A 12,993-nucleotide genomic window follows, 5' to 3' on the forward strand; every position below is an offset into this window, starting at 1 on the left:
GTTCGTTCCGAGCCGCTTTTGTGCGGGTGCCGTCAATCGGAGCCATGACTCGGATCGTCGTCATCGACCTCCACGGCCAGTTCACGCACCTCGAACGGCGGGCGCTCCGCGACATCGGCGTCGACACCGAGATCGTCTCGGCGGACGCGCCGGTCGACGAGGTGGAGGCGGACGGGATCGTCCTCTCGGGCGGCCCGGACATGGACCGCGTGGGCAACGCGCCCGAGTACCTCGACCGCGACCTCCCCGTCCTCGGGATCTGTCTCGGCATGCAGCTGATCGCCGCCGAACTCGACGGCACCGTCGGTTCGGGCGACTACGGCGGCTACGCCGACGTCGACGTGGAGATCGTCGACGAGGAAGACCCGCTCGTCGGCTCGCTCGCGCCGGAGACGCGCGTCTGGGCCTCCCACGCCGACGAGGTGACGGAGCTTCCCGACGGGTTCGCCCGCACCGCCACCTCCGACGTCTGCGGCATCGAGGCGATGTCCGACCCCGACGCGGACCTGTACGGCGTCCAGTGGCATCCGGAGGTCGCACACACCGAACGCGGCGAGGAGGTCTTCGAGAACTTCGTCGCGATCTGCGAGTCGACGTAAGCGCTCGGCGCTCAGGGTCCGAGCCGCGCGGTCAACACCGGAACCTCGCTGTGTCGCACGACCCGCTCGGCGACCGACCCGGCGGTGAGGAACCGTCCCACGCCGGTCCGGCCGTGCGTTCCCATCACGATCAGGGCGGCGCCGTAGTCGGTCGCGGCGTCGAGGATCTCCTCGTGAGGGCGACCCCGTCGGAGGTGTTTCTCGACCCGGACGCCCCGTTCGGCGCCCGCTGCGCCGACAGCGTCGAGCGCCCGCTCGCCGCGCTCCTCCTCGCGCTCGACGATCATGTCCCACCTGTCCGCACCCGCGGTCATCTCGTCGACCACGAACAGCGCGTGTATCTCCGCGTCCGCCAGGTCGGCGAGGGAACACGCGTGCTCGACGGCCGCGTCGCTTCCCGGACTCCCGTCGGTCGGACAGAGGATCGCGTCGTACATCGCAAGGCGGCCGCTTCGTCCGTCTCAGAGCCGATACCGTCGGACGTGCTCGGTCCCGCAGCTCGGGCACTCCCGGCGGTACTCGACGGTCGCCCCCGTAGTGGCCGCCTCCCACTCGCTCGCGTCGTCGACGAACCCGCACTCCTCGCAGGCGTGCGACCGCTCGTCGAGACGCGCGCGCAGCCGCTCGAACGCCGACCTGCCGCCGCGCTTTATTGACATGCGCTAACAGTTCCCACGCAGGTGGCTAATAGCTATCGGTGGTCGAGTGCCGCAGGGACGAGACGGCCTGCGCGCGCCGGTTTCGGTCGGAAACCGTGCGGAAACGCGTGGAGACGTGGCTGAGCGTCGGCTCGTGGACCGTAGAAAACGAGAGGAGACGGCCACCTACTCCGCGAACAGCTCGTCGACCGCCTCGCCGGCGGTCTCGGCCGCCTCGCGGGCGACCTCGTCGGGGTCGGGGTCGTCGGGGGCGTTCAGGTAGACGTCGACGTCGAGCACGCCCTCCTCGAACGTCACCGTGACGTCGAGGTCCGTCACCGCCGACTGGTCGTAGTGGGCGAAGACGACGCCCTCCGCGGCTTCCGCCGCGGTACGGACCACTTCCTCGTCCGTCGGCTCGTCGCTCATCGCTCGCTTACGCGCCGCCCGCGCCCGGACCGCCGGGACCCATCGGACCGCCGCCGCCCGCGCCGCCCTGGAGCATCTGCTGGAGCTCGCTCTGGAGGTCGTCGAACTGCTCTTCGACGCGCTCCTCCTGTTTTTCGAGCTGCTCGACGCGGACCTCGAGCGAGTCGACCTTGTTCTCGAGGTCGTCGTAGGCGGACTCGTAGTCCGTCTCGACGAGGACCTCGCCGATCTCGCGGTACATTCCGGCGTCCTCGTCGACGTCTTCGAGGGCGTCGAGGGCCGTCTTCGACTCGTTGAGGGCGCTCTGCGCCTGCTCTCGCTGTTCGGAGACCTGCTGTGCTGTCTCCTGAAGCTCCTGCAGTTCCTCGATCTTCTCCTGTGCCTCGGGCGGCATGTTCCCTTGCATGGGCGGACCGAGGCGGCCCGGACGGAAAAACCCCCGACTTCTCCGACGACGGGGCAGCCGGGGGGTAGAGCCCCGGAAAGGCGTGTTAACGGCAGTCTCACTCGACACTCATTCGCGTTTCGCACCGACGCGTTCGGCGACGGAGACGAGTCGCGACCAACTGTTGACGCCGGCGCGCAGCGCCACGAGGTCGTCTGCGCGGACGCGGACGCGGACCGCGTCGCCCTCGCGGTCGACCGTCGCGGCCGACCGGGCGTCGTCGATTTCGCCGACCTCGGGGCCGAGGGCGGCGGCCACGAGGCGAGCGCGGCGCTCGGAAGGGTAGGTGAACGAAAGGAGCGTCTCGTGTGCGCGCGTCGCCGTCACGGGGGAGAAGACCGCGTTACTCGACGTTGACTTCTTTCATGCCGCCGCCGCGCTCCTTCAGGAGGACGCGGTGGCCGCAGTACGGACAGCGCACGCCGCCGTACTCGTCGAGGGTGACGTCGCGCTTACAGCGGGAGCACTTGTAGCTCATCGCCTTACTCCTCGTCGGCGAGCGCGGCGCGGATGGAGCGGCGGACGGTGCGACCGCCGGGCGTCTCGGGGCGGTACGCGCCGCCGGTGAACGTCTCGCCGGTCTCCTCGTTGACCCAGATGCCGGTACCCTTACGCTTGACGTCGTCGCCGTCGACGGTCGCGTTGCGCATCTCCTCTTCGATGTCCTGAACACGCTTGCGGGCGACCCGGCCGTAGCGAGCCCCGAATCGGCCCGCGCTCCCGGTGCTTCGTGCCTTGTCCTCAGCCATAGTAGCCACTTCTACCGCCAGCGCGGGTAAAAAGGCTACGAGTTGGGGCGGTCGGTGACGGTGGCGGGAATCCGGACGCGACAGCGACAGTCGGCGTAGCGATGATACTCAATCGGCAACGCGAATGCGGTGGCGCGTGCCTGCGAGCGGTCGCCCTCGGCGACCGCGAGGAGCGCCGCGCGAGGGAGTCGCGACCGGAGGGAGCGACGAGGCTGGGGAGGTGTGAGGCTGCGGTGCTGTCCGGGGCGGGACTCGAAGGGGCAGCCGCGAGGGCGAAGGCGCGCGACGCAAGGACCGAAGGAGCGAACGAAGTGAGCGACGAGGACCGAAGGAGCGAACGAAGTGAGCGACGAGGACCGAAGCGAGCGCACCGAGCCCTCGCGACTTGGGCTTTGGCGGTGTACGCCGCCGTGCTACCGGTACGTCATGTGAATACGACCGAGTCCCGACCGCAACGCCTTTCACAACCTAGTAATACTACCAAGTTGTATGAAAGGATTCGACGGCTTCAGCGACGTGAGCGAGACAGACGTGACGAAGGCCATCGGGAACGAGTGGACCGATGGGTTCCTCGATTTCACCGACTCCGACGCGATCGTTCTCGGCGGCGGTCCCTCGGGACTGATGGCCGCGAAGGAGCTGGCCGAGCGCGGCGTGAAGGTGATGATAGTCGAGAAGAACAACTACCTCGGCGGCGGGTTCTGGCTGGGTGGATTCCTCATGAACACCGTGACCGTCCGGGACCCCGCACAGGAGATCCTCGACGACCTCGACGTCGAGTACGAACCGGTCGACGACGTGGACGGCCTCTACACCGCGGCGGGACCGGAGGCCTGTTCCGGGCTGATCAAGGCGGCCTGTGACGCCGGCGCGCGCGTCCAGAACATGACCGAGTTCACCGACCTCGTCGTGCGTGACGACCACCGCGTCGGGGGGATCGTGATGAACTGGACGCCCGTCCACGCGCTCCCGCGCGAGATAACCTGCGTCGACCCCATCGCGGTGGAGTCCGACCTGGTGATCGACGCGACCGGTCACGACGCGGTCGCGATCAGCAAACTCGACGAGCGCGGCGTCCTCTCGGCGCCGGGCATCGAACACGCGAAAGAGCACAACACCGGGATGGACCAGACCGGCGACGGCGAGTACGGCGCGCCCGGTCACGACTCGCCCGGCCACGACTCGATGTGGGTCGACGAGAGCGAGGACGCGGTCGTCGAACACACCGGCGTCGTCCACGACGGCCTGATCGCCTCGGGGATGGCGGTCGCGACCGCCCACGGGCTCCCGCGGATGGGCCCGACGTTCGGCGCGATGCTCGTCTCCGGGAAGCGCGCCGCACAGGCCGCCCTGGACGAGCTGGAGGTGGACGCGCCCGAGGTGTCGCTGTCGACCGGCAGCGCGCCCGCACCCGCCGACGACTGATACCCCACCGCTGACGCTCCGGCAACCCTCCCCTTCGACGCCTCAATCTATCAGCGATCACTGACTACCCCCAGATAGCCTGCGAACTCCTCCAAAGCCCCAGCCGCGAGACCGCCGTACGCTCGCTGTCGTTCGAGACGCCTCCGGCGGTCTCGCGACTGCCCCTTTGAGTCCCGCCCCGACCGCACCGCAACCGCAGCCTCACACCTCCCCACCCTCGCGGCTCCCTCCGCTTCGCTCCGGTCGCCGCGTCCCTCGCGCGTGCTGCTTCGCGGCCACCGGTGGCGGCCGCTCGCAGGCACGCGCCACCGCACCGCTCTTGATAGCTAAGATTCCTTCGCAGTTCCCGATTCCGGCCGTATCGCGGCCGCTCGGGCGACTGTCACGAACGTTTACTCGGTGGCGACGCAACCGGATGCCTTTTTCCGGCCCTGCGTCGAACCCGGCGGTATGCGAAACGCCAAGATCGTCTGTACGATCGGTCCCGCCTCGGACGACCGGGACACGATCCGCGGCCTCGCCGACGCGGGGATGTCCGTCGTCCGGCTCAACGCCAGTCACGGGACGACCGACCACCGGGAGACGGTGATCGAGCGCGCCCGCGAGGTCGACGACGAGATCGACGACCCGCTCGCGGTGATGGTCGACCTGAAGGGCCCGGAGGTCCGGACCGCCGAGATCGACGAGCCGATCTCGCTCGCGAGGGGCTCCGAGGTCACCTTCCTCGAAGGCGACGAGGCCACGCCCGAACGCGTCGGCCTCACCCACTCGATCGGCGCCGCTGGCCCGGGCGACACCATCCTGCTCGACGACGGTCGGATCGAGTGCCGCGTCGAGCGCGTCGACGGCGAGTCCGTGGTCGCGACGGTCGTCTCCGGCGGGAAGCTCGGCTCCCGCAAGGGCGTGAACCTCCCCGGCGTCGCCATCGACGTGGACCTCATCACCCCGGAAGACGAGGCCGAACTCGACCTCGCGGCCCGGGCCGACGCGGACTTCGTCGCCGCCTCGTTCGTGCGCAACGCGGACGACGTCTACCAGATCGCCGACGAGCTCGAGGCCCGCGGCGGCGACGACATCCCGATCGTCGCGAAGATCGAGCGGGCGGGGGCGGTCGAGAACTTGGAGGGGATCGTCGACGCCGCCGACGGCGTGATGGTCGCCCGCGGGGACCTCGGCGTGGAGTGTCCGCTGGAGGACGTGCCCGTGATCCAAAAGCGGATCATCCGGACCTGCGTCAACGAGGGCGTCCCCGTCATCACCGCGACGGAGATGCTCGACTCGATGGTCTCCTCGCGGCGGCCGACGCGCGCCGAGGCCTCCGACGTGGCCAACGCGGTCCTCGACGGGACCGACGCCGTGATGCTGTCGGGCGAGACCGCCATCGGGGACGACCCCGTGAACGTCGTCGAGACGATGGACCGGATCGTCCGGCAGGTCGAGTCCAGCGACGAGTACGCGGAGACGCGCGAGCAGCGCGTCCCGACGGCCGACGAGGGGTCGCGCACCGAGGCGCTGGCGCGCTCGGCGCGGTACCTCGCGCGCGACATCGGGGCCTCGACGGTGGTCGCCGTCTCAGAGTCCGGCTTCACCGCCCGGAAGACCGCGATGTTCCGGCCGGGCGTCCCCGTGGTGGCGACGACGCCGAACGACCGCGTCCGCCGACAGCTCGCGCTCTCGTGGGGGGTTCGCCCCGTGTTGACCGAGTACGCCCACGACATGGAGGCGGTCCTGGACAACGCCGTCGACGCCGCCCTCGACACCGGCGGGGCCGAGTCGGGTGACACGCTCGTCGTCCTCTCCGGCATGCTCACCGAGTTCGAGGGGACGAACACGACGAACACCCTGAAGGTCCACGTCGCCGCCGAGACGCTCGTGACCGGGAAGGCGGTCGTCGCCGGCCACGTCGCCGCGCCCGTCCACCGGACCGCGGACGGCGACCTCGACGCGCTGCCGGAGGGGGCCGTGATCGCGCTCGGCCCGGACTTCGACGGGGAGTTCTCCGGCGACCTCGACCGGGTCGCCGGCATCATCGACGCCCGGGAGGGGATGACCGGCTACCCCGCCGTTGTCGCCCGCGAACTCGGCGTCCCGATGGTCTCCGGCGCCCACCTGCCCGAGTCGGTCGCGGACGGGACCACGGTGACCCTCGACGGCGAGCGCGGCGTCGTCTACGACGGCGACGTCCTCCGGGCGGCCCGCAACCGGTAAGATCGGTCAGCGGTTCGGGGTGTCGCATCCGGCGGTCACCCCACCCGTCAGTCATTTACCCGCGACTCGCGTAGCCGCGGCCATGAGCGACGACGACGCCGACGGCGACACGCGCAGCCGGGCGAACGAGACCCGGACCGACGACGCCGACGGCGAGGGATGGCGGTTCGCGGTCGACGAGGTCGGACCCGACGGCGTCACCGAGGACACGCACACCCCCGAAGACGTGCCGATCGAGCCCGGCGACGTCGAGGTCGAACACGCCGTTTTCATCGTTCTCGGCGTCGCGATCACGGTCGGCGTGCTGTTCGTCGGCCTCTGAGCGCGGTCGGCCCCGGAGCGGCCGGCGGCGCCGGCGACGCGGGCGGGGCCGGCCGGTCCACTCGGGCTGTCGCGGCCGGAAAACGACTCGCACCACAACTTATCACGCCGGGGCCGTAGGGGCGAACATGGACGCGCTCGCACAGTCCGGGCTCATCTCGCCGGACACCCTCCCGCTGCTGCTTCTGACCGCCGGGCTGCTGCTCTCGATGGCGGAGGCGCTGGCGCCGGGCGCGAACTTCATCGTCGTCGGCATCGCGCTCATCGGTGCGGGCCTCGGCGGCCTGGTCCTCGCATCGCTCGGCGTCGCCGGGGCGTTCCTCACGCTGTTCATGGCCCTGCTGACGCTCGTGTTCGGGGCCGCCGCCTTCTACGGGTACCACGAGTTCGACCTCTACGGCGGGAAGGGCCAACAGCAGACGAGCGACAGCGACGCGCTGAAGGGGAAGACCGGCACCGTCACGGAGCGGGTGACCCCGACCGGCGGCGAGGTGAAACTCGCCGGCGGCGGCTTCAACCCGCACTACTCCGCCCGCTCGATGGAGGGGGCGATCGAGGAAGGCGAGGAGGTGATGGTCGTCGACCCCGGCGGCGGCAACGTCGTCACCGTGGAGTCGATGGGGTACGTCGAAGACGACATCGACCGCGAGCTGGCGGCCGACCGCGCTCGGAAGGCCGCGGCGAGCGAGGCCGGGGAAGGGACCTCGGTGGACGCCGACGACGAGGACGCCTCGACGGACGCCGTCGACGAGTCCGATCCGGAGACCGAGTTGGAACGAGAGTGAGGCCGGCGCGATCGAGCGAAAAGACACTTACTTTCGACTGAGAACCGTCAAGTCGTGCCCTCCCCGCTCGCCGCCCTCATCCGTCCGTTCGGCGCCCTTCTCGACCGCGTTCGCGGCGCCTTCCGCGGCCGCGACGCCGCCACGGTCGCGGTCGCGACCCTCGTGCTCGTCACGATCGGAACGAGCGTCGGTATCCTCGCGCTCGGCGCCGTCTTCGACGCGACCGTCGACCGGCAGGTCACCGTCGACAACCCGGACCGTCCGCCCGAGTCGACCTGCGAGACGTTCGGCGACGACGCCGACTCCGCGTTCGACGAAGCGTGCGACGAGCCGGCGCGGATCGAGGTCGACGCCGGTTCGGAGCTCCGGGAGGCCGCGGCCGGCTACCTCCACTACGGGCTGCTCGGCGTGCCGCTCTGGTGGGGGCTGTTCGCGCTCGCGCTCCACGCCGGCGCGCTGGTCGCCGGCGGGTCCGGGTCCGTCGGCGACAGCTTCGTGATCGCCGGCTGGGCGCTCGTCGGCGAGCTGCTCCGGGTGATCGCCGGCGTCGCGGCGATCTGGTACACGCTCTCGACCGCGACGCTCACGGGAACGACGATCGAGGCGCTCACCCGGGAACTCGTGGCCGCGATCACGACCGCGACCGGTCCCCTCCTCGTCGCGTCCGCGGTGGCGATCGGGATCCAATGGTTCGTCGTCGTCGGGGGGTTGGAGGCCGAACACGACCTCGACCGCGCGAGCGCGGCGGGCGTGGCGACGCTCTTCGCCGCCGTCGCGCTCCTGATCGCGGCGGCCTGAACGAGCCGGAACGACGGCGTCGGCCGCGGAACGACGACCGGGCGCCCGCGGATTCGGGAGTTTTTAACCCGCCGGCGCTCCCCCTCTCGGTATGATCCTGTCGGACGCCGACATCCTCGACCGGCTCGCCGAGGGCGACCTGGCGATCGAGCCGCTCGACGACGTCGACCAGCAGGTCCAGCCCGCGAGCGTGGACCTGCGGCTCGGCGAGCGCTTCCTGGAGTTCCAGCGCACCAACATCCCCTGTATCCACCCGACCGACGCGGGCGAGGTGAGCGAGTACGTCACGGAGACGACCGTCCCCGAGGGCGAGGAGTTCATCCTCCATCCCGGCGACTTCGTGCTCGGGACCACCGTCGAGCGCGTCGCGATCCCGGACGACCTCGTCGCGCACGTCGAGGGGCGGTCCTCGCTCGGCCGGCTCGCGATCGTCGTCCACGCGACCGCCGGCCTGTGTGACCCCGGCTACGAGGGGCAGATCACCCTCGAACTGTCGAACCTCGGGACCGCGCCGGTGGCGCTCTCGCCGGGCATGCGCGTCTCGCAGCTCACCTTCACGGAGCTGAAACGCCCCGCCGACCGCCCGTACGGCGCCGAGCGGGGGTCGAAGTACCAGGGGCAGGACGGACCGCAGGCGTCGCGGATCGGCGACGACCCAGAGTTCACGGGGAGGGGCGGGGACGGGCGGGACCCGTCGGGCGGTGATCGGGAATGAGGTTCATCGAGGAGGTCGTCGTCGACGAGTTCCTCCCGACGGTCCGCTCGATGCTCGCGGAGGACCTCCGCGACCGCGGGTTCACCCAGTCGGAGGTCGCCGACGCGCTCGGCATCTCGCAGTCGGCCGTCTCGAAGTACGCCGCCGGCGACGTGGCCCGACACGGTCGGATCGTCGCGGACGAGCGCGTGCGCGACCTCGTCGAGCGCGTGGGCGAGGGGCTGGCGAGCGGCGACCTCACGCCCGTGGCCGCGCTCGTCGAGATCGAGGTGCTGATCCGCCAGCTGGAGGAGGGGGACCTCCTCGCCGACCTCCACGAGGAGGCGATGCCGGCGCTCGCCGAGGCGGACGTGGAGTTCTCCGTCCACGACCCGGACAGCGGGCTCCGCGAGCGCGAGCGCGTCCTCACGTCGGTGCGCCGCGGGCTCCGGACCCTGACGAACGCCTCGGGCTTCGCCGGGCTCATCCCGAACGTCGGCGCCAACGTCGCGGAGTGTCTCGCCGACGCCGCGACGGTCGACGACGTGGCCGCCGTCCCCGGGCGGCTCGTCGACGTGAAGGGCCGGGCGATGGTCCCCGGCGAGCCGGAGTTCGGCGTCAGCGAACACGTCGCGACGGTGCTGCTCGCGGCTCGGGAGGGCGGCGCGGACGTCCGCGGCGCGGTCAACCTCCGGTACGACTCCGAGACGGTCGACGCGCTCGCCGCCGACCACCCGACCGTGGAGTTCGACGCGGAGCGACCGACCCGCGAGGCGGTCGCCGACGCGGTCGCGGGCGCCGACCTCCCCGCCGACGCGGACGCGCTCGTCTGCTACCAGACGGGCGCGGTCGGCGTCGAGCCGATCATCTACGTCCTCGCGCCGACCGCCGCCGATGCGGCCCGGATCGTCCGCGGCCTGCTGTGAGCCACCGAGGCGAGTGGTTTTATTTCCCGCGACGACGAACGATCGGTCGTGACGCGACACCGGCGGCTCGGGATGCGGATGCGCTCCTTCTAGCGGCGGGTGGACCCGTCGCGTCGGCGCCGACCGGTAACGCGGTCGACGACGGCGCGGCGGCGAATCCCGTCGCCTTCCCGTAGCGCTCGGGCCGCCGGCGACGAGACGCGATCGAGACCGCCGCCATCGCGTGAGCGGGACGCTCCGCGGACGGCCCCGAACCAGCGGGCTTTAGACCCGATCGACCGACACACGACATACACACACCACATGAGCCACGACGACTTCCCCACCGACCACCCGGCGGTGGTGACCTGTGGACTGCCGTACGCCAACGGCGACCTCCACATCGGCCACCTCCGCACCTACGTCGGCGGCGACGTGTACAGCCGCGCGCTCGAACGACTCGGCCAGGAGACCGCGTTCGTCTCCGGCTCGGACATGCACGGGACGCCCGTCGCGGTCAACGCCGAACAGGCGGGGGTCTCCCCCGAGGACTTCGCGCTCGACTGGCACGAGCAGTACGCCGAGACGTTCCCGAAGTTCAACGTCGACTTCGACAACTACGGCCACACCCACGACGAGACGAACACCGAGATCACTCAGCAGCTCGTCCGCGACCTCGACGAGGCCGGCCACCTCTACGAGAAGGAGATCATGGTCGCGTACGATCCCGTGGACGACCAGTACCTCCCGGACCGGTACGTCGAGGGCACCTGCCCGTACTGCGGCGCGCACGCCCGGGGCGACGAGTGCGACGAGGGGTGCCAGCGTCACCTCGAGCCCGGCGAGGTCGAAGAGCCCGAGTCCACGATCACCGGCAACCCCGCCGAGTACCGCGAACGGACCCACCAGTTCTTCGCGGTCTCCGAGTTCGCCGACTACCTCACCGGGTTCCTCGACCGGCTCGAAGGGACCTCGAACGCCCGGAACCAGCCCCGCGAGTGGATCGAACAGGGGCTTCAAGACTGGTGTATCACCCGCGACATGGACTGGGGGATCGACTACCCGGGCGGCGAGGCGACGGAGTCGCCTCGTGAAGGCGGTGAAGCCGCCGACCCCCAGGACCTCGTCTTGTACGTCTGGGTCGACGCCCCGATCGAGTACATCTCCTCGACGAAGCAGTTCACCGAGCGCGTCGGCGCCGACGCCTTCGACTGGGAGACCGCCTGGAAGGAGGGCGCGAGCGACGCGCACCCGGAGGGCGGCGAGATCGTCCACGTGATCGGCCGCGACATCATCCAGCACCACACGATCTTCTGGCCCGCGATGCTGGAGGCGACCGACCACGCCGAACCGCGCGCGGTGATGGCCAGCGGCTTCGTCACGCTCGGCGGGAAGGGGTTCTCGACCAGCCGCGACCGCGCCGTCTGGGCCGACGAGTACCTCGACGAGGGGTTCCACCCCGACCCGCTGCGCTACTACCTCGCGACCAACGGCGGGTTCCAACAGGACGTGGACTTCTCGTGGGAGAAGTTCGCCGAGCGCGTGAACACCGAGCTCGTGGGCACCGTCGGCAACTTCCTCTACCGCTCCCTCCTCTTCGCCCACCGCAACTACGAGGACGGCCCCGACGCCGACGCGCCGAGCGGCGACGTGGCGGCGCGGATCGACGAGGCGGTCGACGAGTTCGCGGCCGCGGTCAACGACTACTCCGTCCGCGCGCTGGGCGACGCCGTCACCGGTCTCGCCCGGTTCGGCAACGAGTACATCCAGCGCAACGAACCGTGGAAGCTCGTCGACGAGGAGCCCGACGAGGCCGAACAGGTCATCTACGACTGCGTCGCGGTCGCGAAGGCGATCGCGGTCCTGTTCGAGCCCCTGGCCCCCGAGAAGAGCGAGCGGCTCTGGGCCCAGCTCGGCGAGCCCGGCTCCGTCCACGACGCGACCGTCGAGGCGGCCCGCGGGGGGCCGGCCGGCGACCTGAACGAGCCCGAGGAGCTGTTCGAGCAGATCGAAGACGAGCGAGTGGAGGCGCTCAACGAGAAGCTCGAAGCGCGCGTCGCCGAGTCGGAGAGCGACGACGACGACGACGGCGACGATGGCGACGCGGCCGACGAAGGCGGTGAAGACGACGCGGGCGACGCGGCCGAAACGACCGACGACACCGACATGACCGACATCGAACCCATCAGCGACGACCGCATCGGCTTCGAACAGTTCCAGGACCTCGACATCCGGGTCGGTCGGATCGAGGCGGCCGAGGGGATCGAGGGCGCCGACGACCTGCTGAAGCTCAGCGTCGACGTCGGCCCGGAGACGCGGACGATCGTTGCGGGCCTCAAGCAGCTTCACGACATCGACGATCTGCCGGGTACGAAGGTTATCGTGCTCGCGAACCTGGAGAAGGCGGAGCTGTTCGGCGTCGAGTCGAACGGGATGGTGTTGGCCGCCGGCGAGGAGGCCGATCTCCTGACGACCTTCGAGGACGCCGGGCCGGGCACGAAGGTGAAGTGAGGCGAACGGGCGGCGAGACCGCGCCGCTCAGGCGTCCAGCACTTCGATCAAGTTCCCCTCCGGGTCGCGAACGAACAGGACCGTCGTCCCGCTCGCGGTCGTCCGCGGCGGGCTCAGCGTCTCCACGTCGTCGGCGAGGTCTGCGTGGAACGCCTCGACGTCGTCGACCGTGAGGCCGAGGTGGGTCGCGCCCGGTCGGTTCAGCTCGGGGTCGGCGGTCGGCTCGCCGGTCGGGTCGTACGCGACGAGCTCGACGACCGCGTCGCCCGCGTCGAGGTGCGCGAACGAGGCGGACGCGTCGTCGACGGCGACGGCCTCGGCGAAGGCGTCGCCGCCGACCGAGAACTCGGCCAGCACGTCGAGGTCGAACGTCTCGGCGTAGAACTCGACGGCGCGGTCCAGATCGGCGACGGTGATCCCGACGTGGTGCGCTGTTGGGTCGGACACGGGTGAGCGCTCGGCCAGGGGCGGCAAAACGGTGTCGAG

The 12,993-nt window shown here is 70.6% G+C and carries 17 protein-coding genes; 9 read left to right on the forward strand and 8 right to left on the reverse strand.

The features are described 5' to 3' along the window. Window positions 1-44: 44 nt before the first annotated feature. Window positions 45-599 carry a GMP synthase subunit A gene (locus ACZ5KW_RS15995; RefSeq protein ID WP_343777214.1) on the forward strand — a complete coding sequence of 185 codons (555 nt, stop codon included), beginning with the start codon at window positions 45-47 and terminating at the stop codon, window positions 597-599. An 11-nt stretch (window positions 600-610) separates the two neighbouring features. Here ACZ5KW_RS15995 and ACZ5KW_RS16000 read toward each other — a convergent pair whose 3' ends face one another. From ACZ5KW_RS16000 to ACZ5KW_RS16030, 7 genes are all read right to left on the reverse strand, one after another. Then, window positions 611-1,036: a universal stress protein gene (locus tag ACZ5KW_RS16000; RefSeq protein WP_343777213.1), complete on the reverse strand. Its 426-nt coding sequence runs from the start codon at window positions 1,034-1,036 to the stop codon at window positions 611-613. Between the two features lie 24 nt (window positions 1,037-1,060). After that, a complete protein-coding gene (locus ACZ5KW_RS16005; RefSeq protein ID WP_343777212.1) occupies window positions 1,061-1,258 on the reverse strand; it encodes an HVO_0649 family zinc finger protein in 198 nt (65 codons plus the stop codon). A 165-nt stretch (window positions 1,259-1,423) separates the two neighbouring features. Beyond that, window positions 1,424-1,666 carry a DUF3194 domain-containing protein gene (locus ACZ5KW_RS16010; RefSeq protein WP_343777210.1) on the reverse strand — a complete coding sequence of 81 codons (243 nt, stop codon included), beginning with the start codon at window positions 1,664-1,666 and terminating at the stop codon, window positions 1,424-1,426. A 7-nt stretch (window positions 1,667-1,673) separates the two neighbouring features. Next, the gene (locus tag ACZ5KW_RS16015; RefSeq protein ID WP_343777385.1) at window positions 1,674-2,060 is read right to left on the reverse strand and encodes a prefoldin subunit beta; all 387 of its coding nucleotides are present in this window, start codon (window positions 2,058-2,060) and stop codon (window positions 1,674-1,676) included. 120 nt (window positions 2,061-2,180) lie between these two features. Beyond that, window positions 2,181-2,438, reverse strand: a complete 258-nt coding sequence (locus ACZ5KW_RS16020; RefSeq protein WP_343777209.1) for a KEOPS complex subunit Pcc1 — start codon at window positions 2,436-2,438, stop codon at window positions 2,181-2,183. A gap of 16 nt (window positions 2,439-2,454) precedes the next feature. Next, window positions 2,455-2,589, reverse strand: coding sequence for a DNA-directed RNA polymerase subunit P (locus tag ACZ5KW_RS16025; RefSeq protein WP_007998131.1), 135 nt, complete (start codon window positions 2,587-2,589; stop codon window positions 2,455-2,457). A 4-nt stretch (window positions 2,590-2,593) separates the two neighbouring features. After that, the gene (locus ACZ5KW_RS16030; RefSeq protein WP_343777206.1) at window positions 2,594-2,860 is read right to left on the reverse strand and encodes an eL43 family ribosomal protein; all 267 of its coding nucleotides are present in this window, start codon (window positions 2,858-2,860) and stop codon (window positions 2,594-2,596) included. A 489-nt stretch (window positions 2,861-3,349) separates the two neighbouring features. Between ACZ5KW_RS16030 and ACZ5KW_RS16035 the strand changes: the two genes are divergently transcribed. The 8 genes from ACZ5KW_RS16035 (at window position 3,350) to metG (ending at window position 12,507) form a co-directional block, all read left to right on the forward strand. Beyond that, complete coding sequence (locus ACZ5KW_RS16035; RefSeq protein WP_343777204.1) at window positions 3,350-4,285, forward strand: sulfide-dependent adenosine diphosphate thiazole synthase; 936 nt, start codon at window positions 3,350-3,352, stop codon at window positions 4,283-4,285. Between the two features lie 450 nt (window positions 4,286-4,735). Beyond that, window positions 4,736-6,493 (forward strand): pyruvate kinase, encoded by a 1,758-nt coding sequence (gene pyk, locus ACZ5KW_RS16040; RefSeq protein ID WP_343777202.1) that lies wholly within the window; start codon window positions 4,736-4,738, stop codon window positions 6,491-6,493. A gap of 82 nt (window positions 6,494-6,575) precedes the next feature. Further along, window positions 6,576-6,815: a DUF7312 domain-containing protein gene (locus ACZ5KW_RS16045; RefSeq protein ID WP_343777200.1), complete on the forward strand. Its 240-nt coding sequence runs from the start codon at window positions 6,576-6,578 to the stop codon at window positions 6,813-6,815. Window positions 6,816-6,942: 127 nt separating this feature from the next. Beyond that, window positions 6,943-7,599 carry an NfeD family protein gene (locus ACZ5KW_RS16050; protein WP_343777198.1) on the forward strand — a complete coding sequence of 219 codons (657 nt, stop codon included), beginning with the start codon at window positions 6,943-6,945 and terminating at the stop codon, window positions 7,597-7,599. A gap of 54 nt (window positions 7,600-7,653) precedes the next feature. Next, window positions 7,654-8,397, forward strand: coding sequence for a YIP1 family protein (locus ACZ5KW_RS16055; RefSeq protein WP_343777196.1), 744 nt, complete (start codon window positions 7,654-7,656; stop codon window positions 8,395-8,397). 91 nt (window positions 8,398-8,488) lie between these two features. Further along, window positions 8,489-9,112, forward strand: coding sequence for a dCTP deaminase (gene dcd, locus ACZ5KW_RS16060; RefSeq protein ID WP_343777195.1), 624 nt, complete (start codon window positions 8,489-8,491; stop codon window positions 9,110-9,112). Further along, entirely contained in the window at window positions 9,109-10,017 is a 909-nt protein-coding gene (locus tag ACZ5KW_RS16065) for a thiamine-phosphate synthase family protein (protein ID WP_343777194.1), read from the forward strand. The genes dcd and ACZ5KW_RS16065 overlap by 4 nt, the downstream gene beginning before the upstream one ends. A gap of 303 nt (window positions 10,018-10,320) precedes the next feature. Beyond that, the gene (metG, locus tag ACZ5KW_RS16070; RefSeq protein WP_343777192.1) at window positions 10,321-12,507 is read left to right on the forward strand and encodes a methionine--tRNA ligase; all 2,187 of its coding nucleotides are present in this window, start codon (window positions 10,321-10,323) and stop codon (window positions 12,505-12,507) included. 27 nt (window positions 12,508-12,534) lie between these two features. On the opposite strand, the gene ACZ5KW_RS16075 is transcribed toward metG, so the two are convergent. Next, window positions 12,535-12,954, reverse strand: coding sequence for a VOC family protein (locus ACZ5KW_RS16075; RefSeq protein WP_343777191.1), 420 nt, complete (start codon window positions 12,952-12,954; stop codon window positions 12,535-12,537). Window positions 12,955-12,993 lie beyond the last annotated feature (39 nt).

The sequence above is a fragment of the Halorubrum ejinorense genome, from assembly GCF_055389685.1.

Excerpts from the sequence above, each read along its gene's own strand:
- ACZ5KW_RS15995 (WP_343777214.1), top strand. The coding sequence starts at position 45 with ATGACTCGGATCGTCGTCATCGACCTCCACGGCCAGTTCACGCACCTC.
- ACZ5KW_RS16000 (WP_343777213.1), bottom strand. The coding sequence starts at position 1,036 with ATGTACGACGCGATCCTCTGTCCGACCGACGGGAGTCCGGGAAGCGAC.
- ACZ5KW_RS16005 (WP_343777212.1), bottom strand. The coding sequence starts at position 1,258 with ATGTCAATAAAGCGCGGCGGCAGGTCGGCGTTCGAGCGGCTGCGCGCG.
- ACZ5KW_RS16010 (WP_343777210.1), bottom strand. The coding sequence starts at position 1,666 with ATGAGCGACGAGCCGACGGACGAGGAAGTGGTCCGTACCGCGGCGGAA.
- ACZ5KW_RS16015 (WP_343777385.1), bottom strand. The coding sequence starts at position 2,060 with ATGCCGCCCGAGGCACAGGAGAAGATCGAGGAACTGCAGGAGCTTCAG.
- ACZ5KW_RS16025 (WP_007998131.1), bottom strand. The coding sequence starts at position 2,589 with ATGAGCTACAAGTGCTCCCGCTGTAAGCGCGACGTCACCCTCGACGAG.
- ACZ5KW_RS16030 (WP_343777206.1), bottom strand. The coding sequence starts at position 2,860 with ATGGCTGAGGACAAGGCACGAAGCACCGGGAGCGCGGGCCGATTCGGG.
- ACZ5KW_RS16035 (WP_343777204.1), top strand. The coding sequence starts at position 3,350 with ATGAAAGGATTCGACGGCTTCAGCGACGTGAGCGAGACAGACGTGACG.
- pyk (WP_343777202.1), top strand. The coding sequence starts at position 4,736 with ATGCGAAACGCCAAGATCGTCTGTACGATCGGTCCCGCCTCGGACGAC.
- ACZ5KW_RS16045 (WP_343777200.1), top strand. The coding sequence starts at position 6,576 with ATGAGCGACGACGACGCCGACGGCGACACGCGCAGCCGGGCGAACGAG.
- ACZ5KW_RS16050 (WP_343777198.1), top strand. The coding sequence starts at position 6,943 with ATGGACGCGCTCGCACAGTCCGGGCTCATCTCGCCGGACACCCTCCCG.
- dcd (WP_343777195.1), top strand. The coding sequence starts at position 8,489 with ATGATCCTGTCGGACGCCGACATCCTCGACCGGCTCGCCGAGGGCGAC.
- ACZ5KW_RS16065 (WP_343777194.1), top strand. The coding sequence starts at position 9,109 with ATGAGGTTCATCGAGGAGGTCGTCGTCGACGAGTTCCTCCCGACGGTC.
- metG (WP_343777192.1), top strand. The coding sequence starts at position 10,321 with ATGAGCCACGACGACTTCCCCACCGACCACCCGGCGGTGGTGACCTGT.